At 73.3% G+C, this 24104-nt stretch carries 26 protein-coding genes; 10 read left to right on the plus strand and 16 right to left on the minus strand.

The features are described from left to right. The first annotated feature begins 387 nt into the window (after positions 1-387). Positions 388-981, plus strand: coding sequence for a cysteine hydrolase family protein (locus AB7F12_RS18945; protein WP_428501112.1), 594 nt, complete (start codon positions 388-390; stop codon positions 979-981). A gap of 40 nt (positions 982-1021) precedes the next feature. Here the strand turns inward: AB7F12_RS18945 and AB7F12_RS18950 are convergent, their stop codons facing one another. Next, a complete protein-coding gene (locus AB7F12_RS18950) occupies positions 1022-1756 on the minus strand; it encodes an SIR2 family NAD-dependent protein deacylase (protein ID WP_428501111.1) in 735 nt (244 codons plus the stop codon). Between the two features lie 71 nt (positions 1757-1827). Further along, complete coding sequence (locus tag AB7F12_RS18955; RefSeq protein ID WP_428501110.1) at positions 1828-2148, minus strand: antibiotic biosynthesis monooxygenase family protein; 321 nt, start codon at positions 2146-2148, stop codon at positions 1828-1830. 23 nt (positions 2149-2171) lie between these two features. On the opposite strand from AB7F12_RS18955, the gene AB7F12_RS18960 reads away from it, so the two are divergent. Continuing rightward, positions 2172-2996, plus strand: a complete 825-nt coding sequence (locus AB7F12_RS18960) for an alpha/beta fold hydrolase (protein WP_428501109.1) — start codon at positions 2172-2174, stop codon at positions 2994-2996. Positions 2997-3105: 109 nt separating this feature from the next. Here AB7F12_RS18960 and AB7F12_RS18965 read toward each other — a convergent pair whose 3' ends face one another. From AB7F12_RS18965 to AB7F12_RS18975, 3 genes are read right to left on the minus strand one after another with little or no spacing between them, the layout of a single operon-like run. Next, positions 3106-3591 carry a 2'-5' RNA ligase family protein gene (locus tag AB7F12_RS18965; protein WP_428501108.1) on the minus strand — a complete coding sequence of 162 codons (486 nt, stop codon included), beginning with the start codon at positions 3589-3591 and terminating at the stop codon, positions 3106-3108. Between the two features lie 2 nt (positions 3592-3593). Next, positions 3594-4490: an A/G-specific adenine glycosylase gene (locus AB7F12_RS18970; protein WP_428501107.1), complete on the minus strand. Its 897-nt coding sequence runs from the start codon at positions 4488-4490 to the stop codon at positions 3594-3596. 44 nt (positions 4491-4534) lie between these two features. Beyond that, a complete protein-coding gene (locus AB7F12_RS18975; protein ID WP_428501106.1) occupies positions 4535-5023 on the minus strand; it encodes a beta-class carbonic anhydrase in 489 nt (162 codons plus the stop codon). 305 nt (positions 5024-5328) lie between these two features. On the opposite strand from AB7F12_RS18975, the gene AB7F12_RS18980 reads away from it, so the two are divergent. Further along, the gene (locus AB7F12_RS18980; RefSeq protein WP_428501105.1) at positions 5329-6153 is read left to right on the plus strand and encodes a hypothetical protein; all 825 of its coding nucleotides are present in this window, start codon (positions 5329-5331) and stop codon (positions 6151-6153) included. A gap of 85 nt (positions 6154-6238) precedes the next feature. Here the strand turns inward: AB7F12_RS18980 and radA are convergent, their stop codons facing one another. Both radA and AB7F12_RS18990 read right to left on the minus strand, forming a co-directional pair. After that, complete coding sequence (gene radA, locus AB7F12_RS18985) at positions 6239-7615, minus strand: DNA repair protein RadA (RefSeq protein WP_428501116.1); 1377 nt, start codon at positions 7613-7615, stop codon at positions 6239-6241. Then, the gene (locus AB7F12_RS18990; RefSeq protein WP_428501117.1) at positions 7612-8220 is read right to left on the minus strand and encodes a hypothetical protein; all 609 of its coding nucleotides are present in this window, start codon (positions 8218-8220) and stop codon (positions 7612-7614) included. The genes radA and AB7F12_RS18990 overlap by 4 nt, the downstream gene beginning before the upstream one ends. Before the next feature lie 334 nt (positions 8221-8554). Here AB7F12_RS18990 and AB7F12_RS18995 point away from each other — a divergent pair, with 334 nt between their 5' ends. From AB7F12_RS18995 to ispF, 3 genes are read left to right on the plus strand one after another with little or no spacing between them, the layout of a single operon-like run. Beyond that, entirely contained in the window at positions 8555-9049 is a 495-nt protein-coding gene (locus tag AB7F12_RS18995; RefSeq protein ID WP_147112656.1) for a CarD family transcriptional regulator, read from the plus strand. Positions 9050-9093: 44 nt separating this feature from the next. Further along, positions 9094-9888, plus strand: coding sequence for an IspD/TarI family cytidylyltransferase (locus AB7F12_RS19000; RefSeq protein WP_428501104.1), 795 nt, complete (start codon positions 9094-9096; stop codon positions 9886-9888). Then, the gene (ispF, locus tag AB7F12_RS19005) at positions 9885-10367 is read left to right on the plus strand and encodes a 2-C-methyl-D-erythritol 2,4-cyclodiphosphate synthase (protein WP_428501103.1); all 483 of its coding nucleotides are present in this window, start codon (positions 9885-9887) and stop codon (positions 10365-10367) included. Before AB7F12_RS19000 ends, ispF begins: the two co-directional genes overlap by 4 nt. Positions 10368-10503: 136 nt before the next feature. On the opposite strand, the gene AB7F12_RS19010 is transcribed toward ispF, so the two are convergent. After that, positions 10504-10932, minus strand: a complete 429-nt coding sequence (locus tag AB7F12_RS19010; protein WP_428501102.1) for a VOC family protein — start codon at positions 10930-10932, stop codon at positions 10504-10506. Between the two features lie 117 nt (positions 10933-11049). On the opposite strand from AB7F12_RS19010, the gene cysS reads away from it, so the two are divergent. Beyond that, complete coding sequence (cysS, locus tag AB7F12_RS19015; RefSeq protein ID WP_428501101.1) at positions 11050-12444, plus strand: cysteine--tRNA ligase; 1395 nt, start codon at positions 11050-11052, stop codon at positions 12442-12444. A 23-nt stretch (positions 12445-12467) separates the two neighbouring features. Beyond that, positions 12468-13457: a 23S rRNA (guanosine(2251)-2'-O)-methyltransferase RlmB gene (gene rlmB, locus AB7F12_RS19020; protein WP_428501100.1), complete on the plus strand. Its 990-nt coding sequence runs from the start codon at positions 12468-12470 to the stop codon at positions 13455-13457. A 24-nt stretch (positions 13458-13481) separates the two neighbouring features. Here the strand turns inward: rlmB and AB7F12_RS19025 are convergent, their stop codons facing one another. From AB7F12_RS19025 to AB7F12_RS19035, 3 genes are read right to left on the minus strand one after another with little or no spacing between them, the layout of a single operon-like run. After that, the gene (locus AB7F12_RS19025) at positions 13482-14336 is read right to left on the minus strand and encodes a metal ABC transporter permease (RefSeq protein ID WP_428501099.1); all 855 of its coding nucleotides are present in this window, start codon (positions 14334-14336) and stop codon (positions 13482-13484) included. Further along, positions 14333-15181, minus strand: coding sequence for a metal ABC transporter ATP-binding protein (locus tag AB7F12_RS19030; protein ID WP_428501098.1), 849 nt, complete (start codon positions 15179-15181; stop codon positions 14333-14335). Before AB7F12_RS19030 ends, AB7F12_RS19025 begins: the two co-directional genes overlap by 4 nt. 20 nt (positions 15182-15201) lie before the next feature. After that, on the minus strand, positions 15202-16131 hold the full coding sequence (locus tag AB7F12_RS19035) for a metal ABC transporter solute-binding protein, Zn/Mn family (RefSeq protein WP_428501097.1): 930 nt from the start codon (positions 16129-16131) through the stop codon (positions 15202-15204). 168 nt (positions 16132-16299) lie between these two features. Between AB7F12_RS19035 and AB7F12_RS19040 the strand changes: the two genes are divergently transcribed. After that, positions 16300-17397: a LacI family DNA-binding transcriptional regulator gene (locus tag AB7F12_RS19040; RefSeq protein WP_428501096.1), complete on the plus strand. Its 1098-nt coding sequence runs from the start codon at positions 16300-16302 to the stop codon at positions 17395-17397. 1 nt (position 17398) lies between these two features. On the opposite strand, the gene otsB is transcribed toward AB7F12_RS19040, so the two are convergent. The 5 genes from otsB to AB7F12_RS19065 are packed head-to-tail and all read right to left on the minus strand — an operon-like array spanning position 17399 to position 22794. Beyond that, entirely contained in the window at positions 17399-18160 is a 762-nt protein-coding gene (gene otsB / locus AB7F12_RS19045; RefSeq protein WP_428501095.1) for a trehalose-phosphatase, read from the minus strand. After that, a complete protein-coding gene (locus tag AB7F12_RS19050) occupies positions 18153-19589 on the minus strand; it encodes an alpha,alpha-trehalose-phosphate synthase (UDP-forming) (RefSeq protein WP_428501094.1) in 1437 nt (478 codons plus the stop codon). The genes otsB and AB7F12_RS19050 overlap by 8 nt, the downstream gene beginning before the upstream one ends. A 53-nt stretch (positions 19590-19642) precedes the next feature. Then, a complete protein-coding gene (locus AB7F12_RS19055) occupies positions 19643-21067 on the minus strand; it encodes a threonine/serine ThrE exporter family protein (protein WP_428516671.1) in 1425 nt (474 codons plus the stop codon). Between the two features lie 54 nt (positions 21068-21121). Then, complete coding sequence (locus AB7F12_RS19060; protein WP_428516673.1) at positions 21122-21868, minus strand: ABC transporter permease; 747 nt, start codon at positions 21866-21868, stop codon at positions 21122-21124. Beyond that, positions 21865-22794 (minus strand): ATP-binding cassette domain-containing protein, encoded by a 930-nt coding sequence (locus tag AB7F12_RS19065; RefSeq protein WP_428516675.1) that lies wholly within the window; start codon positions 22792-22794, stop codon positions 21865-21867. The genes AB7F12_RS19060 and AB7F12_RS19065 overlap by 4 nt, the downstream gene beginning before the upstream one ends. 75 nt (positions 22795-22869) lie before the next feature. Between AB7F12_RS19065 and AB7F12_RS19070 the strand changes: the two genes are divergently transcribed. Continuing rightward, positions 22870-23616, plus strand: a complete 747-nt coding sequence (locus AB7F12_RS19070) for a TetR/AcrR family transcriptional regulator (protein ID WP_428516677.1) — start codon at positions 22870-22872, stop codon at positions 23614-23616. Positions 23617-24104: the final 488 nt, after the last annotated feature.

Below are 24104 nucleotides of genomic sequence, written 5' to 3' on the forward strand. Positions count from 1 at the left end.
TCCCCGCGGCTGCGTCGACGGTGGCGGACGCCACCCTCATCGTCGTCCGTCAGGACAGGTCAGGCAACCCTGATCGCGCTCCGCAACTGCGAAGCAAACATGAGACAGGGCACGCAACTACGGTATATCCGCACGTCGAAGTTGCGGTTCCAGCACCGGAAGCACACGCACCTCACGGTCGACGTCGTGAGGGGGCGGGGGCGGCGGGTCCCCGGTCGAGGCGCCGGAAAGGTGTCCGGTTCCTCAGCCGCTCCCGGCTCCTCACCGGCGAGGAGCCGGCAACCGCCAACGGGGTGTGAGGTGAACCCGTGACACAGGGGCCGGGCCGTCGCACGATGGTCCGGCCTAGTGTGTCGTTCTCGTACCCATCCGAAGGAGTGTGGGCCCGTGCCCTCGACGACCCTGCGCGAACTCACCGGGATGCCCGCCACCCCGCCGAGCCTCGCCGGCTCGACCCTGATCATGGTCGACTGCCAGAACACCTACACGCGCGGCGTCATGGAGCTCGAGGGCGTCGAGGCCGCCCTCGACCAGGCCGAGGAGCTCCTCGACCGGGCCCGCAGCGCCGGCACCCCGGTCATCCACATCCAGCACGACGCCGGCGAGGGGACGCCCTACGACATCCGCGCCGAGATCGGTGCCATCGTCGACCGTGTCGCCCCGCGCGGCGACGAGCCCGTCGTCGTGAAGGGGGCCCCGAACTCGTTCGTCGGCACCGACCTGCAGGACCGGCTCACCGCGGCGGGCGCCCACGACCTCGTACTCGCCGGATTCATGACCCACATGTGCATCAACTCGACGGCCCGGGGCGCGTTCAGCCTCGGCTTCGCCCCGACCGTCGTCGCAGGCGCCACCGCGACCCGCTCGCTGCCCGGCCCCGACGGCGCGGTGGCGGCGTCGGCGCTCCAGGCCGCCAGCCTGGCCTCGATCGCCGACCTGTTCGGCATCGTCGTCCCCGACAGCAGGTCGATCCCCGACTGATCCGGTGCGTGGCGACGGTGGCCGTGGCGGCTACCGCCACTCACGGGGCGAGCGCCTCGAGTGCCTCGACGGCCGGCAGCGCGAGGCCGACGCCACGGCCGTGGCGGACATCCGGCTCGCGCACGTTGATCCTGACCAGCGCACCCGTCGCCGCCGACGCCAGCTCCGCCTGCCTGCGCACCGTCGGCACCGCGGTACCCGCGCCGATCTCGACGACGACCAGCTGCCGGCGGTGCGCCCGTGTCCACGCCGCGTGCGCGGCCAGCCGCGGCCCCGCGAACGACCCGTCCCACGACCGGTCCGCGAACATCAGGATGTTCGGCCGCGCCGGCCCGCCGCAGCTCGCACAGCTCGGCAGCCGGCCGGTCGCCCGCATCGTCGCCGGGTCGACCTCCACCTCGACGCCGTCGGCGGGCCACACCGGTTGCCCGCACCCCACCAGGCACTGCAGATGGTGGATGGACCCGTGGCACTCCGCGACCGACTCCGCATCGAACCCGGCCCGCTGGAACTGGCCGTCGACGTTGGAGGTGAACACCCGCGTCGGTACCCGGTCAGCCCAGCGTCGCAGCACGGCGAATCCCCGGTGCGGCGCCGTCGCCCGGTAGAGGGACAGCCGGTGTCCGTAGAAGCCCCACGCGAGCGCAGGGTCGTCGGCGAAGTGGACCAGGTCGGCCAGCTCCTCGAAGCTCAGCCCCAGCGCCCGGTACGGCGGGTACGCGCGCCAGAAACCCTCGGGCCCCCGGAAGTCGGGGAGCCCGGAGTCGACGCCCATCCCGGCGCCGGCGCAGACGAGCAACGCGCCGGCGCCGCGGAGGAGCTCGGCGGCCCGCTGGAGGTCGGGACTCAGCCCGCGTCCAGGTCGACGACCTCGAACTCCAGCAGCGACGCGCCTGTCGACACCGGCTGCCCCGACGCCGTCGGCGCCTGCGCGTTACCACCGTGCGCCTGCATCGCCGGGCCGTTGCGCCACGCCTGGAACGCCTCGTCGGACTCCCACTTCGTCACCACGAAGTAGCGGTTGTCGCCCGACACCGGCCGCATCAGCTCGAAGGAGACGAAGCCCGGCTGGTTGTCGACGGCGTGCTTGCGCTGCGCGAACCGCTTCTCCAGTTCCGGGCCGGATCCCTCGGGTACCTCGATCGCGTTGATCTTCACGACGGTCATGGACTTCAGGTTAGTTTGCGCGGGTGCGTCGTTCGGTTCGGACCTCCGACGGTGCGTACCTCGCCGTCGTCGAGTTCGGCGGGCGCGGCACCCCGATCCTGCTGCTGCACGGGCTCATGGGCCGGGCGACGACGTGGTGGCCGGTCGCGCGCCGACTCACCGGCAGGGGGCGCGTCATCGGGCTCGACGCCCGCGGCCACGGCCGCTCCCAGGCCACCGGCCCGTGGACCACCGAACGCCTCGCCGCCGACGCTGCCGAGGTGATCGAGCAGCTCGGCGCCGGACCCGCCGTCGTCGTCGGCCACTCCATGGGTGGCCTGCACGCCCTCGCGCTCGCCGCGAGCCGCCCCGAACTGGTGGCGGCCGTCGTCGTCGAGGACATGGCCGTCGACCTCACCGGGGTGTCCGACACCGCTGTCGCCGACGCCCGCGCCTGGTTCGGCGCCGTCCCGCAGCCCTTCGCCTCGTTGGCCGAGGTGCGCGCCACCTTCGGCCACCCGCGGCCGGAGTTCGGTGACTACATGGCCGAGTGCGTCGAGGAACGCGCCGACGGCTACCACCTGCTCTGCCGCGTCGACAACGCCGTGGAGATCGCCGCGGAGTGGGCGCGCCGCTCCTACTGGGACGTCCTCGGCGGGGTCCGCGCCCCGGTGCTGATGGTCTGCGCCGCCGACGGCATCGTGCCCCGCGGCCAGCCCGAGCAGATGATCGACGCCCTGCGCCGCAACAGGTTCGGCCCGTACGCCCGGCTCGTCACCCTGCCGGGTACCGGCCACCTCGTCCACGCCTCGGAGGAGGCCTTCCGAATCGCCGTCGAGGGCTTCCTGGCCACGACGGCTCCGCTCTGACCGGCGCCCGCCCCCGCCGCCCCGCCCTGCCCCCTGCCGCCCGCCCCGCCCCGCCGCCCTGCTTCCTGCAATTCGGGGCCCGGGGCCGGGGGCCGAGGGGCCGAGCGCGTCAGAGGGGGGTGGTCTCGCCGGTCCGGGTGTCGGCCAGCTCCAGGCCCGTGACCGCGGCGCGGACGGGGCGCAGCGGGTGCAGGGCCGTGAAGGCGGCGGCGGGGTCACGGGTGGCCAGCACGCAGTGGGGCACCCAGGACCCGGGCAGGTAGGTCGCGACGGGCCCACGGACCTTCCCGGCCAGCACGTCGTGCACAGCGTCGTGGACGGCCAACAGCTCGGTGTCGACCACGGCGCCCAGCACGAGCTCCTCGTCCCGCCCGGCGACGGCGGCGAGGTTCGTGAGCCACAGCGTAGGCAGGGCGAGGACGCGGACGGCGGTGGCGAGTGCGGTCCGGGTGCCGGAGGGGACGGCCTGAGCGGCGGCGACGGTGACCGCGGGCCGTCCGGGCGGCACCGGTAGCCCGCCGACGACGAGCCGCGCGCGCAGGCCGGTGAGCTCGGCGGCGGCGTCGTCGGCGAGCCGGAAGCGGACGACCAGCATGCTCAGGCCGGTAGGGCGAAGCGGCCGTCGGCGAGCTGTTCGGCGAGCCCGTCGACGAGCAGGGAGTCGAGGCAGCGGTCGCGTTGCCCGGGGTCGTTCCAGGCGCGGTCGAGGGCGGCGCGGTCGACGGGGCCGGGTGCGTCCCGCAGGACGTCGAGGAGGCGGCCGCGGACCTGCCGGTCGGTGCCGGCGAAGGCCTGCGGGGCGCGTCGGGGGCCGTCGTAGGCGGGGGCGCCGGCGGCGAGCCAGGCGCAGCGGTCGCGGATGGGGCAGGCGGTGCAGTGCGGGGTGCGGGCGGTGCAGACGACTGCGCCGAGCTCCATCATCGCGATGGAGAAGGTCGCCGCCTCGGCCTCGTCGACCGGGAGCAGCGCCGCGACGTCGGCGAGATCAGCCTTCACGCGCGCGGGTCCCGCGTCGCCGTCGCCGTGCACGGCGCGGGCGACGACACGTCGGACGTTGGTGTCGACGACCGCGCAGCGTCGCCCGTACCCGAAGGCCGCGACGGCCCGGGCGGTGTAGGAACCGACCCCCGGGAGAGCTTCCAGGGCCTCGATGTCGGACGGCACGACGTCGTCGTGCCCGGTCGCGATGACGCGGGCGGCCTCGTGCAGGCGCAGCGCACGGCGCGGGTAGCCGAGCTTCCCCCAGGCGCGCAGCACGTCGGCGCGGGGGGCGGCGGCGAGCGCCGAGGGTGTGGGCCAGTCGGCCATCCAGCGCAGCCAGACGGGTTCGACGCGGGCGACGGGTGTCTGCTGCAGCATGAACTCGCTGACCATGACGCCCCACGGGGTGGTCCCCGGCCGTCGCCAGGGCAGGTCGCGGGCGACGGCGGTGTACCAGGGGACCAACGTCGCGGACAGCGGTGGGTCGGGAAGCGGCGCGGCGGACGGCGGCACGACGCGCATCGTGCCACCGCCCGCGGGCCGGTGTGCCGGACGGGTCAGGCGACCTCGTTCAGCTTCCCGGTGGAGACGTCGAACACGAAGCCGCGCACGGAGTCCTTGTGCGCGACGAACGGGCTCGCGGTGATGCGGGCGACCGACTGGCGGACGTCCTCCTCCAGGTCGCCGAACGCCTCGGCGGCCCAGGGCGGCTTGATCCCGGTCTCCTCCTGGATGGACCGCTTGAAGTCGTCGTCGGTGAAGGTGAGCATGCCGCAGTCGGTGTGGTGGATCAGGATGATCTCGCGGGTGCCGAGCAGCCGCTGGCTGATGGCCAGCGACCGGATCTCGTCGTCGGTGACGACGCCGCCCGCGTTGCGGATGACGTGCGCCTCGCCCTCGTCGAGGCCGAGGAGGCGGTAGACGTCGAGGCGGGCGTCCATGCAGGCGACGACGGCGACGCCCTTGGCGGGAGGCAGGGGCAGTGGGCCGGAGAATGTCTCGGCGTAGGTGGCGTTGTTGGCGAGCAGGTCGTCCGTGACGGACATGACGGGTTCTCCCTGGCGAGGGCGGGTGCGGGCCGGACGCCCGCAGTCGGTCGGGGCGCGCGGAGGCCACGAGGGACCGCCCGTGGGCGGTCGCTACGCGGCCGGCCGACAGAACTCGTCGAAGTGCACGGCGCGGCGGCTGGGCCAGAAGAACTGCAGCCGCATGCGCATCACGCCACGAGTCAAGCGCGACGCGGGTGCGGACGCAACCACGTCATTCGCCCGGGTGGTTTCCGGGGGTGGTACTGCGCCACGCCGGGCCCACGTCGGCTCCTGGTGGTAATCGCCGACCTACTCTCCGTCACATGTGGGAGCCGTCCGGACCGCTGCCCGCGACCGTCTACTGGCGTCGTCGCTGGGTGGCTCTCGCATCCGTCGTGGTCCTGTTCGCGATGTTGGGGCTGACCGTCGCCGCGCTGGTGCACGGGCGCACGGAGGCGACGAGCGAGGAGAAGACGACGCTCGCGGCGAACCAGGCGGAGCTGCCCAGCGACGCTCCGCCCCCGCCGCCGGGGGACCCGACCGCGTTCGGCGCGCCCACGATCGCGCCTGCCGACCCGTCGGCCCCCCTCGCGCCCGGTCTCCCCGGGGTGACGACGGGGCCCGGCACCCAGGTCGTGCCGTCGTCGGGAGCCCCGACGACCGCCCCGGCCACCGACGAGGCCCGCGTGGAGGGCAGCCCGGTCCCGGTCACGGACGCGCCGCCACCGGCGACGGTCCCGCCGACCGGTCCGGTCCCGTGCACCAACGACATGCTCAGCGTCGGCGCCACGATCGACCGGACCGACCACAAGGTGGGGGACAGGCCGGTGGTGGGTGTCGTGGTGACCAACACGAGCGGCCAGCCGTGCGTGCGTGACCTCGACGGGAGCCGGCTGGAGATCGTCGTGTGGAGCGGCGACGGTGTGGACCGGCTCTGGTCGAGCAACGACTGCGCCAACCCGGCCAGACCCGACCTTCGGACGTTGGTTCCGGGGCAGCCGGTGTCGTTCTCGGTGACGTGGCAGGGCCGGACGTCGACGCCGGGGTGTGCGGCGGCGCGGACGGTCGTCCCGGCGGGCGCCTACCGCCTGTTGACGCGCATCGACGACCTGATCAGCCCGCCGACGCCGTTCCTGCTGACGCCCTGACCCGTGCCGCGGTTCCGCCGCAGGGAGGGCCGGACGCATCCGCGGTGCCGCGCGGGGGCCGGCGGCGAGGGTGTGCGGGCGGCCGTCAGTCGCGGCGGAGGCGTCGGACGACCTGGCCGAGGTCGGCGACCTCCTGCACCTTCATGCCGACGGATTTCGCGTCGCTGTCGGGTGGCACCAGCGCCTGGGTGAAGCCCAGCCGGGCGGCCTCGGCGAGGCGCCTGCCGACGCCGCTGACCCGCCGCACCTCGCCCGCCAGCCCGATCTCGCCGATCAGGATCATGTCCGGGGGGAGGGCGAGGTCGCGCTTCGCGGAGACGACGGCGAGGGCGAGGGCGAGGTCGGCGGCCGGTTCGAGCACCTTCATCCCGCCGACGGTGGCCGTGTAGACCTCGGAGTCGGCCAGCTTGACCCCGACCCGCCGTTCCAGCACGGCCAGCAGCATCGCGACGCGTGCGCTGTCGAGACCTGAGACGGCCCGGCGCGGGCTGGGGATGTTGGCCCCGGCAACCAGCGCCTGGACCTCGGCCAGCATCGGTCTGCGGCCGTCCATGACGACGGTGACGGCGGTACCCGGGACGACGGAGTCGCGGGTGGCGCCGAACCGGGCGAGGAACAGTCCGGAGGGGTCGGCGAGCCCGACGATGCCCTCGTCGCGCAGTTCGAAGCAGCCGACCTCGTCGGCGGGGCCGAAGCGGTTCTTCACGCCGCGGACCATGCGCAGTGTCGACTGTTTGTCACCCTCGAACGCGAGCACGACGTCGACGAGGTGTTCGAGCACCCGCGGCCCGGCGATCGAGCCGTCCTTGGTGACGTGCCCGACGAGCACGACGGGCAGCCCGCGTTCCTTGGCGGTGGCGGTGAGGCCGATGGTGACGGCCCGTACCTGGGTCACGCCGCCCACGTTGCCCTCGACGTCCGATGTGGACATCGTCTGGATCGAGTCGACGATCAGCAGCTCGGGCTGCAGGGCGTCGAGGTGGCCGAGGATCGAGCCGAGGTCGGACTCGGCGGCCAGGTAGAGCTCGTCGTGCACGCCTCCGGTGCGTTCGGCGCGCAGCCGCACCTGCCCGGCCGACTCCTCGCCGGTGACGTAGAGGACGCGTCCCCGCTGGGCGGCCTTCGCGGCGACCTCGAGCAACAGCGTCGACTTGCCGACGCCCGGTTCCCCGGCCAGCAGGACCACTGCACCCGGGACGAGCCCCCCGCCGAGGACGCGGTCGAGCTCGTCGACGCCCGTCGGGCGGGCGCGGGCGGTGTCGAGCTCGACGTCGGCGATCCGGCGCGCCGGTGCCGAGGGCGCCCCGGCCGCGACGCGTGGCGTGCGGCCCGTCGGGACCGACTGCTGCGCAAGGGTTCCCCACGCCTGGCACGACGGGCAGCGGCCCACCCACTGGGCGGCCTGGTGGCCGCACTCGGAGCAGACGAACCCCGCGCGGGCGGCGCGGGTCCGGCCGGTCAGCGGCCGCCGTTCCCGCCGGTGCCGGACTCGCCCGAACCACCGGAGGCGTTCGGGGCGCCTCCGCCCGGAACGAGGTTGTCGGCGTTGCCCATCGGCATGTCGACGGTCACGCTGCCGGCGCGCTCGAAGACGAACGTGACCGGGTAGCTCAGGCCGGGGCCGATGTCCTGGCGCAGGCCCTCGAGGCTGATCTCGATCGGCGTGCCCACGTTGCCGACGACGCCGCCAGGGGTGGCGCTCGCGGTGAGGGCGCCGTGTGCGGCGATCTGGGTGTCGCCGGTGATGCGGATGCTCTCGGCGACCGGGCTGCTCGCGGAGAGCAGCCGGTCGGGCAGGTCGTCGTCGTTGGCGATCGACACCGTGACCGGCGCCGACGAGCCCGCGGTGTAGGCGGCGAGGCGCTGTGAGCCGCCGACCAGGAACTCGATCTCGGCGTTGCGGATCTCGATGTGCTGGGTCGTCAGGTTGGCCCCGGAGACGGCGGCCTGCTGCTCGGCGGTCTGGGCGATCTGGCCCGCACCGCACCCTGCAAGGGCGAGCGCGCCGATCAGGGCGCCGGCGACCAGGGCTGCGCGCGTCGGACGGATGCGCTCGCTGCGGCTCACGGGTCTCCAGGTCCTTTCGTGGCGGTGGGGCCGGTCCCGAGGGATCGGGCGACCAGGCGGAAGCGTAGCCGCGGCGGTGTGGGTACCGGCAACGCGCCTCCGGTCACACGTCCGGTCACACGTCCGGTCGTCCGTCCGCCGTGGCGGGGTCCGCATCCGGCCGCATCGGCGGTCACACCGCGTGCGGGGTCCGTCACCAACGTCACACATGGGGCGGTTGAGGCACGTTTGGCCCGTGTTGTCAAGCCCGTGACCTGCGACGACGGTGTATCCCGCCGGGCGAGGGGAGGTCCGACCGTGTTAACCTGGGTTCAGCGAAAGGGGCAGAGGACACATGGTTTTTAAGGTCGGAGAGACCGTCGTCTACCCGCACCACGGTGCCGCTCTCATCGAGGCCATCGAGACCCGGACGATCAAGGGCGAGGAGCGCAAGTACCTCGTCCTGAAGGTTGCCCAGGGTGATCTCACGGTGCGTGTTCCTGCGGAGAACGCCGAGGTCGTCGGCGTCCGCGACGTCGTGGGCCAGGAAGGCCTCGACAAGGTGTTCGAGGTGCTCCGGGCGCCGCACACCGAGGAGCCGACCAACTGGTCGCGGCGGTACAAGGCCAACCTCGAGAAGCTCGCCTCCGGCGATGTGAACAAGGTGGCCGAAGTGGTGCGCGACCTGTGGCGGCGTGAGAAGGACCGTGGCTTGTCCGCGGGCGAGAAGCGCATGTTGGCCAAGGCCCGCCAGATCCTCGTGAGCGAGCTGGCGCTCGCCGAGGGCACCGACGAGGAGCGGGCCGAGGTCCTGCTCGACGAGGTGCTGGCGACGGCCGCGACGGCCTGAGCCCTCCGGCCGGTTCGTACGTACTTCCTCTTCCGGCGGATGTCGTGAGCGTCGTCGCGGTGGTCCCCGCAGCGGGCTCCGGTCAGCGACTGGGTGCCGGTGAGCCGAAGGCGTTCGTGCCGGTCGGTGGTGTTCCGATGCTGGTCCGTGCCGTCGACGGGCTGCTCGCGTCCGGTGTGGTCGACCATGTCGTGGTCGCCGCGCCGGCGGAGCTCGTCGACCGTGCGGGTGAGTTGCTCCACGGGCGTCCCGTCACCGTGCTCGCCGGTGGTGCCGACAGGACCGCTTCCGTGCTGTGCGCCCTCGGCGCGCTGCGCGGTGTCGGGGATCCGAACGGCGTCCACACCGGGGATGAACGATCGGAACCATCTGTTGGTGACGGTTCTGCGCGCGCAATCCTGGACGACGAGGTCGAGGTCGTGCTCGTCCACGACGCGGCCCGTCCGTTGACACCTCCCGCGCTGGTCGCGGCCGTCGTCGAGGCGGTCCGGGCCGGTCATCGGGCGGTGGTCCCGGTGCTGCCGGTGGCCGACACCGTCAAGCGTGTCGACCGGACGGGCGCCGTCGTGGCCACGGTCGACAGGTCCGTGCTGCGCGCGGTCCAGACCCCGCAGGGTTTCGCGCCGGAGCTGTTGCTGCGGGCGCACCGCACGGCCGCCGCCGCCGGTGCGGCCGCGACCGACGACGCGGGTCTCGTCGAGGCGTTGGGTGAGAGCGTGCACACCGTTCCCGGTGATCCCGCGGCGATGAAGGTGACGACGCCGTGGGACCACAGGCTCGCCGACCACCTGGTGAGTGACGGGATCCCGGGGGAAGCGGCGGGTACGGTCGCGCGATGATCGCTGCGATCCCCCGCGTCGGCGTCGGCACCGACGTGCATCCCGTCGACCCGGGTCGTCCGTGCTGGATGGCGGGGCTGTGGTGGGAGGGCGTCGACGGCTGCGCCGGGCACTCCGACGGTGACGTCGCATCCCATGCGTTGTGCGACGCGTTGCTGTCGGCCGCGGGCCTGGGTGATCTGGGCGCGGTGTTCGGTACCGGCCGCCCGGAGTGGGCGGGCGCGGGTGGCGTGCAGCTGCTCGCCGAGGTGCGCAGGCTGCTGGGGCGCGACGGTTGGGTCGTCGGCAACGCCGCGGTACAGGTGATCGGTAACGCCCCGAAGATCGGGACGCGTCGCGGCGAGGCGCAGCGTGTGCTGTCCGACGCCGTCGGCGGGCCGGTCGCCGTCTCGGGCACGACGACCGACGGTCTCGGCCTCACCGGTCGCGGCGAGGGCGTCGCGGCGATCGCGACGGCGCTGATCGTCCCGGCGCCCTGATCGTCCCGCTGCTCCGTCAGGCGGCACCCGGCCACCGGGTCCGGCCGCGGCCGGACCGCGGCGTGACCGGGGCCGGGGCCGGCCGCACGGCGGACCCGGCGGTGGCGGTGTGCCTGGGGCGCAACGGGTTCGCCTGCTACGGCAGTGCGTCGAGGCGGGCCTGGACCTCGTCGGGGCCGAGCGACTCGATCGGCGTCGACACCATCCAGTGGTGCCCGAACGGATCGGCGACCCGGCCGCCGCGCGCCCCGTACTCCTGGTCGGCCACCGGGTACACGACGGTCGCGCCGGCCGCGAGCAGCCGGTCGGTGACGGCGTCGGCGTCGGTCACGGCCAGCGACATGAGCACCGGCGGGTGCCGGTCCGCCACCGGCGCGGGGTCGCCGTCGCCCGCGTCCTTGAGCTCGAACCGCAGCACGCCGACGGTCAGCGTGGCGTGCACGATCCGCCCGTCGACGGTGTAGCTCTCCTCGACGGTCGCGCCGAGGGCCTCGGTGTAGAAGGCGAGGGCGGCGGCGCCGTCACCGACGACGAGCTTCGGGGTGATCCGGATGATGTCGGCCATGGCCCGAGCGTGCCGTGCCGCGGCGTCGCCGTCTTGGACGAATGGGACCTCTCGTCGCCGGTGCGTGAGTCCGGGCCGACGATCGACGCCGACCTGGTCACCCGTAGTCTGTGTGGGGTGAGCCTGCGACTGCACGACACCGCGACCAGGGAGCAGCGTGACTTCGTCCCGCTGCGGGCCGGGACCGTGTCGATGTACGTCTGTGGGGCCACCGTCCAGGGTGTGCCGCACATCGGTCACGTCCGCAGCAGCCTCAACTACGACGTGCTGCGCCGCTGGCTGACCCACACCGGCCACGACGTCCTGTTGGTGCGCAATGTGACCGACATCGACGACAAGATCCTCCGCAAGGCCGCCGACGCCGGCCGTCCGTGGTGGGAGTGGGCCACCACGCACGAGCGCGCCTTCTCGGCGGCGTACGACGCGCTGGGCTGCCTGCCCGCGTCGGTCGAGCCGCGGGCCACCGGGCACATCACGCAGATGGTCGAGCTGATGGAGCGCCTGATCGATCGCGGCCACGCGTATGCCGCGGGTGGCGACGTCTACTTCTCGGTGCGGTCGTTCCCGGAGTACGGGGCCCTGTCGGGGCAGAAGGTCGACGACGTCGCGCAGGGCGAGGGCGACTGCGGCGACAAGCGCGACCCGCTCGACTTCACGCTCTGGAAGGGCGTCAAGCCGGGCGAGCCGTCGTGGCCGACCCCGTGGGGCGCAGGGCGTCCGGGCTGGCACCTGGAGTGTTCGGCGATGGCCACGGCCTACCTGGGGCCCGAGTTCGACATCCACGGCGGCGGCCTCGACCTGGTGTTCCCGCACCACGAGAACGAGCAGGCGCAGTCGCACGCGGCGGGCGACGGGTTCGCCCGCTACTGGCTGCACAACGCCTGGGTCACCATGGGCGGCGAGAAGATGTCCAAGTCGTTGGGCAACACGCTGTCGATCCCGGCGATTCTGCAGCGGGTCCGCGGCGTCGAGCTGCGCTACTACCTCGTGGGGCCGCACTACCGGTCGGCGATCGAGTACTCCGACGCGGCGCTGGCCGAATCGGTGTCGGCGTACCGGCGGATCGAGTCGTTCGTCGGCCGGGTCGCCGAGCGTGTCGGCACGCCCGACGTCGCGGCGAAGGTGCCGGCCGAGTTCGCGGCCGCTCTCGACGACGACCTCGGCACGCCCGGCGCGCTGGCGGTCGTCCACAACACGGTGCGCGAGGGGAACTCCGCGCTCGACGGGGGCGATCGCGGCGCCGCCCGCACGGCCGCGGAGTCGGTGCGGGCCATGACCGGCGTGCTCGGCCTCGATCCGCTCGACGAGAAGTGGGTCGCCGGCGGGTCGGACACGGCGGCCATCGCGGCGCTCGGTGTCCTGGTCGACGACCTGCTGGTGAAGCGGCAGGAGGCGCGCGCGAGCCGCGACTTCGCCGCCGCCGACGAGGTGCGCGACCGGCTGACCAGCGCGGGTATCGCGGTCGAGGACGGCCCGGACGGGCCGACCTGGTCGCTCAAGGACGTTCAGTGACGGTTCAGCGAGGTAGCAGGTAGATGGCGGGCAATTCCAGGCGACGCGGTGCGACGCGCAAGGACGGCACGAAGAAGGGTGCCGTCGTCGGGTCCGGCGGTCAGCGCCGCCGCGGGCTGACGGGCAAGGGGCCGACGCCGCCGGCGTCGATGCGCCCCGGGCACCCGGCGGCGCGCAAGGCCGCGCGCGACGCGAAGGCGCAGGCCAAGGTCGCCGGCCGGCAGGGCGGTGGCGCGGGCAACCGCAGCCGCCGCGCGGGCGACGGCGAGACCCCGGAAACGGTGCTGGGGCGCAACCCGGTCGTGGAGTGTCTGCGTGCGGGTGCCCCGGCGACCGCGCTGCACGTCGCCGTCGGCGCCACGTCCGACGAGCGGATCAAGGAGGCCGTGCACCTGGCGGCCGACGCGGGCATCTCGATTCTCGAGGTGCCCCGCAACGATCTCGACCGCATGGCCGGTGGTGCGCTGCACCAGGGGGTCGCGCTCGTCGTGCCGCCCTACGAGTACGCGCACCCCGACGAGCTGCTTGAGCTGGCGGGCGAGTCCGGTTCGCCGGCGCTGATCGCGGCGCTCGACGGCGTGACCGACCCGCGCAACCTGGGGGCGATCGTCCGCTCGGTGAGTGCGTTCGGCGGGCACGGTGTCGTGGTCCCGCAGCGGCGGGCGGCGGGGATGACGGCGGTGGCGTGGCGGACGTCGGCAGGGACGGCGGCGCGGCTGCCGGTGGCCCGCGCGACGAACCTGACCCGCACGCTGCAGGAGTACGCCAACACCGGGCTGATGATCGCGGGTCTGGCGGCCGACGGCGATGTCTCGATCGACGACTTCGACCTGGCCACCGACCCGCTGGTGCTGGTCGTGGGCTCGGAGGGCAAGGGCCTGTCGCGGCTGGTCCGCGAGACCTGCGACGTCACGGTGTCGATCCCGCTGGCGCGCGAGGTGGAGTCGCTCAACGCGTCGGTGGCCGCGGGTGTCGTGCTGGCCGAGGTCGCGCGCCGCCGCCGGATCGGCTGACCCGCGCAGGTCCCGGCAGGCGCGTCAGCCGGTGCGGACCTGGCCGCGGGCCCGGCCGACGACGCGGCAGGCGAGGTAGCCGAGGAACGCGATCGTCGCGACGTAACCGGAGATGGGCAGGCCGGGCGCGAGCGACAGGATCGTGCCGCCGACGAGGGCGACCTCCGCGATGACGACGGCCAGGATCGTCGCCACCAGGGGGCTCGCGGTGACGCGGGCCGCGGCGGCGCCGGGGATGATCGTCACTGACAGGACGAGGATCGCGCCGACGATCGGCACGGCGAGCGCGGTGACCAGCGCGATGAGCACCGCGAAGAGCGGTGAGAGCAGCCGCACGGGTACGCCGCGGGCGACGGCGACCTCGGGGTCGGTGCTGGCGAACAGCAGCGGCCGGTAGACGACGGCCATCGTCGCGAGCACCAGTATCGTCACGACGACGAGAACCCAGAGGTTGGTGGAGTCGACCGAGACGATCGATCCCGTGAGCAGCCCGAACTTGTTCGACGCCCGCCCCGGGTAGAGCGCCAGCAACAGGACGCCGAGGCCCAGCCCGAACGCCAGCACCACGCCGATCACGGAGTCGCGTTCGCGTTGGCGCAGCCCGAGCAGCCCGAACACCAGGCCCGCCACGACGGCACCGGCGACCGCGCCGACGCTCACGCTCACCCCGATCAGCAGCGCCGCGGCGCCACCGGTGAACGCGAGCTCCGAGGTGCCGTGCACCGCGAAGCCCATGCCGCGCGCCACGATCAGCGGCGCGAGGACACCCGCGACGAGCCCCAGCAGCGCCGCGGCGAGCAGGGCGTTGCGCACGAAGGGCTGGCCCAGCAGTTCGGCGGTGCCGTCGAAGGTGAAGAGCTTGTCGAGGATGTCGTTCACGGGGTGACGGCCTCCTCGGCGGGGACGACGGCGCCGTGGCAGTGCCCGGACGCCTCGACGCCGACGACGACGAGGCGCTCCCGCACGCGCAGCACCTCGACGTCGGTGCGGTAGAGCTCCGACAGCGTCTCCGACGTCATCACCTCGTCGGGGGTGCCGAACCGGAACCTGCCGTCGACGAGGTAGAGCACCCGGTCGACGAGCGGCAGGATCGGGTTGATCTCGTGCGTCACGAACAGGACGGCCGTCCCCGCGGTGCGGCGGCGCTCGTCGATGAGCCGGCTGACCGTCCGCTGGTGGGCGAGGTCGAGCGAGAGCAGCGGCTCGTCGCACAGCAGGACCCGCGGGTCGCCGACGAGCGCCTGCGCCACCCGCAGCCGCTGCTGCTCGCCGCCGGAGAGCCGCCCGACCGGTGCGTGCGCGTATCCGGTGGCGCCGACCGCGGCGAGTGCGTCGTCGACCCGGCGGGCGCGTTCGCGGCGGCCACGCAGGCCCAGGCCGAGGTGGTGTCCGTCGAGCCCGAGGCCGACGAGGTCACGTGCCCGCAGCGGTACGTCCTCGGGGATCGACTTCTGCTGGGGGACGTACCCGATGCCCTCGCCGCCGCGGCGGACCGGGCGCCCGTCGACGAGCACCTCGCCCGCTTGGACCGGTTGCAGCCCGAGCAGGACGCGCAGCAGCGTCGTCTTGCCGGATCCGTTGGGGCCCAGGACCGCGACGAACTCGCCGCCGGGGATGTCGAGGTCGAGCCCCTCCCAGAGCGTGCGTGCCCCGAACCGCACGGTGGCACCCCGAAGCTCGACGGCGGCGGGGCCGCGGCCGTCGGCGTCGTGCGGGCGGGTCATCGCACCTTCCCGGAGGAGTGTCATCCGAGCGCCGTGGTGAGCGCGTCGATCTGCTGGGACTGCCACGAAACGTAGTCGGTCGCGCCGGCGGGGAGTGTCTCGGTCACCTCGACGACGGGCACGCCTGCCGCGGTGGCGGCCTGCTCGACCTGCTGGGTGGCCGGGCTGTCGGTCTGGGCGTTGACGACGAGGACCTTCGCGGCGCCACCGCTGAACACCGCGAGGGTCTGCTGGAGGACGGCGGCGGGCGGGTCGTTGCCCTCCTCGACGGCCTCGGAGAACGCCTCGGGGGTGACGTTCTTCAGCCCGGCGGCCTCGACCATGTACAGCGGGACGGGTTCGGTGATCGCGACGGCCGTCCCGGCGTGGGTGGCCTTGACGGCGTCGAGCTTCGCGGTCAGTGCGTCGATCTTCGTGGTGAAGGTGGCGGCGTTGGCGGTGTAGGTCGCCGCGCCGGCGGCGTCGATCCTGCCGAGGTCGGCGGCCAGGGTCTGGGCGAGCTTCGTCATCGTCGGCAGGCTGTACCAGACGTGCTCGTTGAACTCCTCGCCCGCGGGGACCTGCGCCTCCAGGCCGGACAGGGCGGAGACGTCGATGGTCTGCGGCGGGGTCTGCGCGGCGTCGACGAGCTTCGTCGCGAAGTCGTCGTAGTGCCCGCCGTTGACGACGACGAGCGCCGCCTTGCCGACGGCGAGCGCGTCGGCGGGGGTGGTCTCGTACTCGTGGGGGTCCTTGGCGGGGTCGTCGATGATCGAGGTGACGTCGACGCGGTCACCACCGACGGCGCGGACCACGGCGCCGTAGACGTCGGTCGAGGCGACGACCGCGACCTTGCCGCCGGCGTCGGTCGTGGGCGGGGCGGGGGTGTTGCTGCCGCCGCCGCAGGCGGCGAGCACGGCCGCGGCGAGGAGCGCGCCACCCAGGGTGGTGGCGATGCGGCGCAGGGTCATGTCGGGACTCCGTATCAACGAGTGCGCATATCTGTATTGAAAACCGTTGTCAATTCACTCTACAGTGGCACCCGGCGCGGAAGGCAACGATCGTCCGGGCCCGATTGCGATGACCCCCACGGCCCCCCGGGCTTTGTGCTGCGCCACCCGCCTGGCTAGGTTCGGGGAATGTCCCAGCCCAACGCGCGCAGGCCTGCCACGCTGGCATCCCTCGCTGCCGAGCTGGGGGTGTCGAGGACCACCGTGTCCAACGCCTACAACCGGCCCGATCAGCTGTCGGCGACGCTGCGTACCCGGGTGCTGGAAGCCGCCCGCCGCCTGGGCTACCCCGGACCGGACCCCGTCGCCCGGTCGCTGCGCACCCGACGTGCCGGTGCCGTCGGGCTCCTGCTCACCGAGGCGCTCTCCTACGCCTTCCGGGACCCCGTCGCCACAGGCTTCCTCGAAGGCCTCGCACTCGCGTGCGAGCAGGCCGGTCAGGGGCTCCTGCTCATCCCCGTCAGCCCGTCGCAGCCCGACGTCACCACGGTGCACCAGGCGGGCGTCGACGGGTTCGTCGTCTACTCCGTCCGCGAGGACGACCCGCACTTCCTCGCCGTCCTCGAACGCCCCGTTCCGACCGTCGTCTGCGACCAGCCCGTCGGGATCGACGGCGTCGACCGCGTAGGCATCGACGACCGCGCCGCCATGCTCGGCATGGCCCGCCACCTCACGGGCCTCGGTCACCGCCGCATCGGCGTGCTCTGCATGCGCCTGGGCCCCGACGCCCAGGACGGTCGCGCCGACCTCGCCCGCCAGGAACGGACGTCCTACCCCGTGCAGCGCGCCCGGCTCGACGGCCTGCGCGAAGGGTTCGCCGAGGCCGGCGTCGACTGGGCCGACGTGCCCGTCCACGAACGCTACGACCACTCCGTCGACGCGGGCGAGGCCGCCGCCGCGGAGCTCCTCGCCGCGCACCCGGGCATCACCGCCCTGGTCTGCACCTCCGACATCCTCGCCCTCGGCGCCCTGCGCCACGCCACCGCGCGCGGCCTCGCCGTTCCCGACGACCTCACGGTCACCGGCTTCGACGGTGTCCCCGAGGCCGAACGGGCCGGGCTCACCACCATTCGCCAGCCGGTCCTCGAGAAGGGCCAGGTCGCGGGTGAGCTGCTGCTCGAACGCGGCGAGCGCAACCGGCCCCGGCAGGTCGTGCTGCCCACCGAGCTCGTCGTCGGCACCACCAGCAAGGGGCCGCGCGAGTCGAGGTTCTTCTCGGGCTGGTGAGTCAGCGCGCCGCGCGGGCGTCGCGCAGCAGTCCCAGCACCCGTGACATCGCCTCCGGGTCGGCGACCCGGTGCGCGGCGGCGGTCGGGCCCTCGCCCACCTTGACACCGACGTCGCCGTCCCCGAGGCGGGAGAACCCCGTCTCGTCGGTGACGTCGTCGCCCGCGAAGACGACGGCGTCCGCACCCGTCCGGCTGCGCAGCACGTCGATCGCGCCGCCCTTGCTCACCTCCAGCACCGCGAGGTCGATGACGGCCTTGCCCTCGGTCGGGTCGACGCCCGGGGCCGCAGCAGGACCCGACCGGACCGCCGCGAGCACCCGCTCCGCGACGTCCGGTGCCGCGTTGCGCACGTGCACCGCCGCACCGGCGGGCTTGCGCTCCAGCGCCACCCCGGGCTCGCCCTCGATCAGCTTCTCGAGCTCGACGAGCAGATCCGCCCGCCGCGCACGCTGGTCCTCGTCGAGGAAGTCGCCCGCCGCGTCGGAGAACTCGCCGCCGTGACTGCCGACGAGCACCACCGGCGGCCCGAACCCCGACACCGCGCGCAGGTCGTCGAGGCCGCGGCCCGACACCATCGCGACCGTCGTCCGCGGCAACGCGGCCAGCCCCGCGACCGCCTCCGCCGACGCCGGCAGCGGCCGCGCCGCCGACGGGACGTCGACGATCGGGGCGAGCACCCCGTCGAAGTCCAGCGCGACCAGCAGCCGCGGAACGCGGGCGGCCCGCTCCAGGGCCGCCACGAGCCCCGCGTCGTCAGCCATCCGCGGGCTCCGGCAGCCCCAGTGCGGACAGGAACGAGCGTGCCCACCGGTCGACGTCGTGGGACATGACCTGGCGGCGCAGCGCCTTCATCCGCTTGCGGTTCTCCGCGGCCGGCGCGTTCACCGCCTCGGCGATCGTCGCCTTGATGCCGTCGGTGTCGTGCGGGTTGACCAGGTACGCCTGTGTCATCTCGACGGCGGCACCCGCGAACTCCGAGAGCACCAGGGCGCCGCCGAGGTCGAACCGGCAGGCCACGTACTCCTTGGCGACGAGGTTCATCCCGTCGCGCAGCGGCGTCACGAGCATGACGTCGGCAGCGACGAAGAACGCGGCCAGCTCCTCCCGCGGCAGGGCCTGGTGCAGGTAGTGCACCGCGGGGTGGCCGACCCGGGAGAACTCGCCGTTGATCCGCCCGACGGTGAGCTCGATGTCGTCGCGCATCTGCTGGTAGTGCTCGACGCGCTCCCGGCTCGGCGTCGCCAGCTGGATCATGACGACGTCCTCGGCGTCGACCGTGCCCTCGGTCAGCAGCTCGTGGAACGCCTTGAGCCGGACGTCGATGCCCTTGGTGTAGTCGAGCCGGTCGACGCCCAGCAGGATGCGCCGCGGCTCGCCCAGGTCGGCCCGGATCTCCGCGGCGCGCTTCTGCGCGGCCTCGCTGCGGGCGATCTTGTCCAGCGCCGCGGCGTCGATGGAGATCGGGAACGCCCCGACCCTGATGTGCCGGTCACCGAGCTCGACCTCGAGCCGGTTGTGGCCGGGCTTCGCGTCGGTCAGCCGGGTGGCCAACGACCGGAAGTTGCGTGCGCCACCCGCGGTGTGGAAGCCGACGAGATCCGCGCCCAGGAGCCCCTCCACGATCTCGCGGCGCCACGGCAGCTGCAGGAACAGCTCGGTGGGCGGGAACGGGATGTGCAGGAAGAAACCGATCCGCAGATCGGGGCGCAGCTCGCGCAGCGCGGCCGGGAGGAGCTGCAGCTGGTAGTCCTGGATCCAGATCGTCGCGCCCGGCGCCGCGACCTCGGCGACCGCCTCCGCGAACCGCTGGTTGACCCGCACGTAGGCGCGCCACCAGTGCCGGTGGAAAGCCGGCGGCGCCACGACGTCGTGGTAGAGCGGCCACAGGCAGCCGTTGGAGAAGCCCTCGTAGTAGTCGGCGACCTCCTCGGCCGTCAACATCACCGGGTGCAGCTGCAGGCCGTCCTCGACGAGCGGCTCGACCTCCGCGTCGGCGAGACCGGGCCAGCCCACCCACGCGCCCTCGCGGCTGCGCAGCATCGGCTCCAGGGCCGTGACCAGCCCGCCGGGGCTGCGCTTCCAGCGGGTGCTGCCGTCGGGCAGCTTCTCCAGATCGACGGGTAACCGGTTCGCGACGACGACGAACTCGGCACCGGGAAGCTCAGAGCCCTCGGCGGTCTCGGCAGCCAACACAGCCTCCAGGTCGGGCGCGGCCAGGGGTGCCGCGGACCCGGTACGGAAGATTACTGGCGCTCGGCGTCCGGTGCCTCGTTCGTGACGGCAGGCACCGGCGCGGCCCGGCGGGGCCGCACGACGAACTCGCCCAGCGCCACTCCGGCGGCGAGCGCCAGCCCGATCGCCAGCGCCAGCGTCACCGTCACCAGCCCCTCGGCCACACCCTGCACGGCGAGCTGGTAGAAGCCGCGGTAGGCCGTCAGGCCCGGCAGCAGCGGGGTGATGCCCGCGAGGGTGACGACGAGCGTCGGCACCGTCGTCGTCCGGCGCAGGACACCGGAGAACACCCCGATGACGACGGCCGCGATACCCGTCGAGGCGATCGGGCCGGCGTCGGCGAACTGAGCGAGCAGCGAGTACGTGCCCCAGCCCGCCGCGCCGGCGATGCCCGCCAGCGGCAACGTCTTCAGCGGCGCGTAGCCGGCCAGCGCGTACGCCGCGGCCGCGGCCGCGCCCATCGCCAGCGACAGCCCGAACCGGCCCGCCGACACCGACAGGTCGCCCGACACCTCGAGCGGGACACCGACCGCGAAGCCCAGTTTCAGGCCGATGACGACGCCCGTCAGCAGTCCCGCCGACAGCAGCGCGATCTCCACGCCCCGGCCGGCCGCGGTGACGTAGTAGCCGGTGATGGCGTCCTGCACCGTGCTGACCACCGACAACCCCGACAGCAGCACCGTGATGCCGGCCGCCACCACCAGCGACGGGCGCGCCCCGTCGGGGAACACCCCGGCCGCGAGCAGGCCCACCGTGGACAACGTCGCGAACAGGCCGCCGACGACCTGCAGGAAGAACGTCGGCAGCCCGAACCGGGACAGCAGCCGCCCCGTCCGGTCGATCAACGCCGTCACGACGAACGCCAGCGCCGCCGTCACCGGCGCCCCGCCCAGCAGGATCGCGATGGTGCCCGCCAGCAGCGCCCACCCGGCCGTCGCCACCCAGCGCGGGTAGGGGTGCGGGGCCGTCGTCACCGCCGACAGCGCCGACGCCGCCGTGCGTACGTCCGCGTTGCCCGCCTCCACCGTCGAGACGAGCTTGCGCACCGCGGCCAGCCGGGTGAGGTCCAGCGACCGGTAGCGGACCAACCGCATCGTCGTCACCGGCGGCGCGACCTTGCCGCGGTGGCAGCTCATCGTGATCGACGTGAACGTGATGTCCACCTCGACCGCCGACAACCCGCCCACCCGGGCGAGCCGCAACATCGTCTCGGTGACCTCGTCGACGCTCTCCCCGCTCGACAGCAGCACCTCGCCCACCCGCATGCAGAGGTCGAGGACCTCCTGCACCCGGGCGTCGTCGGGGACCTGCGGGCCGACTTCGAGCATCGGCAGCGTCGGCGGTCCCGCGGAGAGCAGCCGACGGGCGTCACGGCGCAGCGCACCCCGCAGCCTGCGGGTGAGCCGGTCGGCGGCGCCGTCGTGCGAGCCGACCACGGTCAGCGATCAGGGGCGACGGTCACGGGCACGACGGCCAGGGTAGGGGCCTGCTCAACGGCGTGTGCGTCGGCGGTAGCACCAGACCGAGAACGCGAACGACACCACGAGCAGCCCGACGGCCCACACCGGCCCGATCCAGCCCGCCGACCCGATCGGCGTGCCCGTCAACAGGCCGCGCACCGTCTCGATGATCGGCGTCACCGGCTGGTTGTCACCGATCGCGCGCAGCACCGCCGGCATCGTCTCCGTCGGCACGAACGCGCTGCTCAGATAGGGCAGGAACAGCATCACGAAGCTCAACGCACTCGCCGACTCCACGCTGCGCGCGAGCGTGCCCAGCCCCGCGGCGAGCCACGACAGCGCCAGCACGTACAGCAGCACCAGCCCGGCCGCGAGCAGCCAGTCCAGCGCCGACGCGGTCGGCCGGAACCCCATCGCCAACGCGGCACCGACGACGACGGTCGTCGCCACCGCGTTGCGTGCCACGCTCGCCGCGACGTGTCCCGTCAGCACCGCCGAGGCCCGCACCGGCATCGAACGCAGCCGGTCGATCATGCCGCTGTTCATGTCGTCGGCCACCGCCATCGCCGTCGACGCCGCGCCGTATCCCGCGCACAGCAGGATCGTTCCCGGCACCACATAGGTGACGTACGCCGTGCCGGTGTCGATCGCACCGCCGAACACGTAGACGTACAACGCCATCATCAGCAGCGGCAGCACCACCGACATCAGCATCGTTTCGACGTTGCGCCTGGTCAGTCGCACGCTGCGGTCGACCATCGTCATCGTGGCGCTCATCGGGGACCGCCTGTCGCGACGAGCGTGCGACTGGTGACGCCCATGAACACGTCGTCCAGCGTCGGGCGGTGGCTCGACACGCGGTCGGGTTCGGCGCCCGCGGCGCGCAACACGTCCAGGACGTGGTGGAGCTCGGCGGCGGAACCGTCGGTGGGTACCGTCAGGACCGACCCCTCGACGATCCCGCCGGTGACGGCCGCCGCGCGCGCGAGGGCTCCGGGGTCGGTGAACGCGAGTTCGAGACGGTCCCCGCCGACGCGGGCCTTCAGCTCGTCGGCCGATCCCTCCGCCGCGACCCGGCCGTCGTCGATCAGCACGATCCGGTCGGCCAACCGGTCGGCCTCCTCCAGGTACTGGGTCGTCAACAGCACCGTCGTGCCGGCGCGGACCAGCTCGCCGACCTCGTCCCACATCGTCGCCCGGCTCGCCGGATCGAGGCCGGTGGTCGGCTCGTCGAGGAACAGCAGCCGTGGCACCGCGACCAGGCTCATCGCCAGGTCGAGCCGCCGCCGCATCCCGCCCGAGTACGTGACGACGCGCCGATCCGCCGCGTCGGCCAGGTCGAACCGTTCGAGCAGCTCCGCCGACCGGGCCGTCGCGCCCTTCCTCCCGAGGCGCAGCAGCCTGCCGATCATCGTCAGGTTCTCCCGGCCGGTCTGCTGCGCATCGACGGCCGCGTACTGGCCCGTCAGCGCGATGACCTCCCGGACCTGCCGCGGCTGCGTCACGACGTCGAACCCCGCGATCCGCGCCGACCCGCCGTCCGGCCGGGTCAGCGTGCCGAGGATGCGCACCGTCGTGGTCTTGCCCGCGCCGTTCGGTCCGAGCAGCGCGAGCACCGAGCCCTCCGCGACGGCGAGGTCGACGCCGTCGAGCACCGTCGTGTCGCCGTAGCGCTTCCGCAGGCCGGTCGCTTCCAGGATCATCGCCGTCCCCTCTCTGCGTATCATGTACGCAAATCAGTGTGGCGGATACGCAGTAAGGATTTCTAGACTGACCCCGTGACCGAAGGACGCAGCTTCGAGGACGACGTCGAGCTGCTCTGGGGCCTGCGCGACACCCCTCGCCGCGGCCCCCGCCCCACCCTCACCGTCGACGAGATCGTCCGCGCCGCCGTCGACATCGCCGACGTCGACGGACTCGCCGCCGTCTCCATGGCCCGTGTCGCCGAACGCCTCGGCAACGCTCCGATGGCGCTCTACCGCCACGTCCGCAGCAAGTCGGAACTGCTGACCCTCATGGCCGACGCCGCCATGGACACCCCGCCGCCGACCGTCGCCGACGCCGGCTGGCGCCCCGCCCTCACCGCCTGGGCGCGCGGGGTCACCGCGATGTACCGCGCCCACCCCTGGGTCGCAACGCTTCCCATCGCCGGGCCGCCCGTGGGCCCCCGCAACCTCGCCTGGTTCGACGCCGCCCTCGCCGCCCTGAAGGACACCGCCCTCGCCCCCGGCGTCAAGGTCGCCGTCGTCATGGGGCTGATCACCTACGTGCAGGGCGAGGTCCGCCTGACCGCCGAGCTCGCCGCCGCCTTCATCGACGACCCCGCCGCCTTCGGCGCCCGCTACGGCGCCGCCCTCGCCCGCGTCGTCGACCCCCGCGCCCTCCCCGCGCTGGCCGCCGTCGTCGCAGCGGGCGTCTTCGACGTCACCGCCACCGACTTCGGCGCCGACGTCGCCGCCGACTTCGACTTCGGCCTCGAATGCTTCCTCGACGGCGTCGCCGTCACCATCGAGCGGCAGGGGTAGCGCCGCGGCGCGACGGACGCGGCCACTACGATCCGAAGGCTTCCAGAACTCGCCGGTGTAGCTCAGTGGTAGAGCAACCGCCTTGTAAGTGTTACGCACTGAGCGGCGTGCAAATCCGCGTTCTACCTGCGTAAACGCGTCGATCAACGAACGCTCCATGCAAAGTAGGTTGCTTTGGAGACGATCTTGATTGACACCTCAGGGAAGCATCGGCAACGTGGTCGACGTCATACGTCCGGACACGGCACATTCTACTTCAGACCCCCACGACGACGGAGCCGGCGAACTCTCCTGCTCGTCCTCGCGGTCACCACTGCTGCTCTCGCGGTCGCGGTCACCGTGGTCGCCGCGCGAGCTGAAACCGACACCGTGACCGTCATCGGCGTCTCAGACGACGCGTGGAGGTGCTTGCTGACTCGCGGGTACAGCGGCACCCCGGACGACGGGATGGAAGCGCTCAGCGTCCCGCTCGACCAGCTACGGGAGTG

It is taken from the genome of Pseudonocardia sp. (assembly GCF_050250275.1).
Lineage (GTDB): Bacteria > Actinomycetota > Actinomycetes > Mycobacteriales > Pseudonocardiaceae > Pseudonocardia.

Excerpts from the sequence above, each read along its gene's own strand:
- AB7F12_RS18950 (WP_428501111.1), bottom strand. The coding sequence starts at position 1,756 with ATGGGCGTCGACTCCGGGCTCCCCGACTTCCGGGGGCCCGAGGGTTTC.
- AB7F12_RS18955 (WP_428501110.1), bottom strand. The coding sequence starts at position 2,148 with ATGACCGTCGTGAAGATCAACGCGATCGAGGTACCCGAGGGATCCGGC.
- AB7F12_RS18965 (WP_428501108.1), bottom strand. The coding sequence starts at position 3,591 with ATGCTGGTCGTCCGCTTCCGGCTCGCCGACGACGCCGCCGCCGAGCTC.
- AB7F12_RS18975 (WP_428501106.1), bottom strand. The coding sequence starts at position 5,023 with ATGTCCGTCACGGACGACCTGCTCGCCAACAACGCCACCTACGCCGAG.
- AB7F12_RS18980 (WP_428501105.1), top strand. The coding sequence starts at position 5,329 with ATGTGGGAGCCGTCCGGACCGCTGCCCGCGACCGTCTACTGGCGTCGT.
- AB7F12_RS18995 (WP_147112656.1), top strand. The coding sequence starts at position 8,555 with ATGGTTTTTAAGGTCGGAGAGACCGTCGTCTACCCGCACCACGGTGCC.
- ispF (WP_428501103.1), top strand. The coding sequence starts at position 9,885 with ATGATCGCTGCGATCCCCCGCGTCGGCGTCGGCACCGACGTGCATCCC.
- AB7F12_RS19010 (WP_428501102.1), bottom strand. The coding sequence starts at position 10,932 with ATGGCCGACATCATCCGGATCACCCCGAAGCTCGTCGTCGGTGACGGC.
- rlmB (WP_428501100.1), top strand. The coding sequence starts at position 12,468 with ATGGCGGGCAATTCCAGGCGACGCGGTGCGACGCGCAAGGACGGCACG.
- AB7F12_RS19030 (WP_428501098.1), bottom strand. The coding sequence starts at position 15,181 with ATGACCCGCCCGCACGACGCCGACGGCCGCGGCCCCGCCGCCGTCGAG.
- AB7F12_RS19035 (WP_428501097.1), bottom strand. The coding sequence starts at position 16,131 with ATGACCCTGCGCCGCATCGCCACCACCCTGGGTGGCGCGCTCCTCGCC.
- AB7F12_RS19040 (WP_428501096.1), top strand. The coding sequence starts at position 16,300 with ATGTCCCAGCCCAACGCGCGCAGGCCTGCCACGCTGGCATCCCTCGCT.
- otsB (WP_428501095.1), bottom strand. The coding sequence starts at position 18,160 with ATGGCTGACGACGCGGGGCTCGTGGCGGCCCTGGAGCGGGCCGCCCGC.
- AB7F12_RS19060 (WP_428516673.1), bottom strand. The coding sequence starts at position 21,868 with ATGAGCGCCACGATGACGATGGTCGACCGCAGCGTGCGACTGACCAGG.
- AB7F12_RS19065 (WP_428516675.1), bottom strand. The coding sequence starts at position 22,794 with ATGATCCTGGAAGCGACCGGCCTGCGGAAGCGCTACGGCGACACGACG.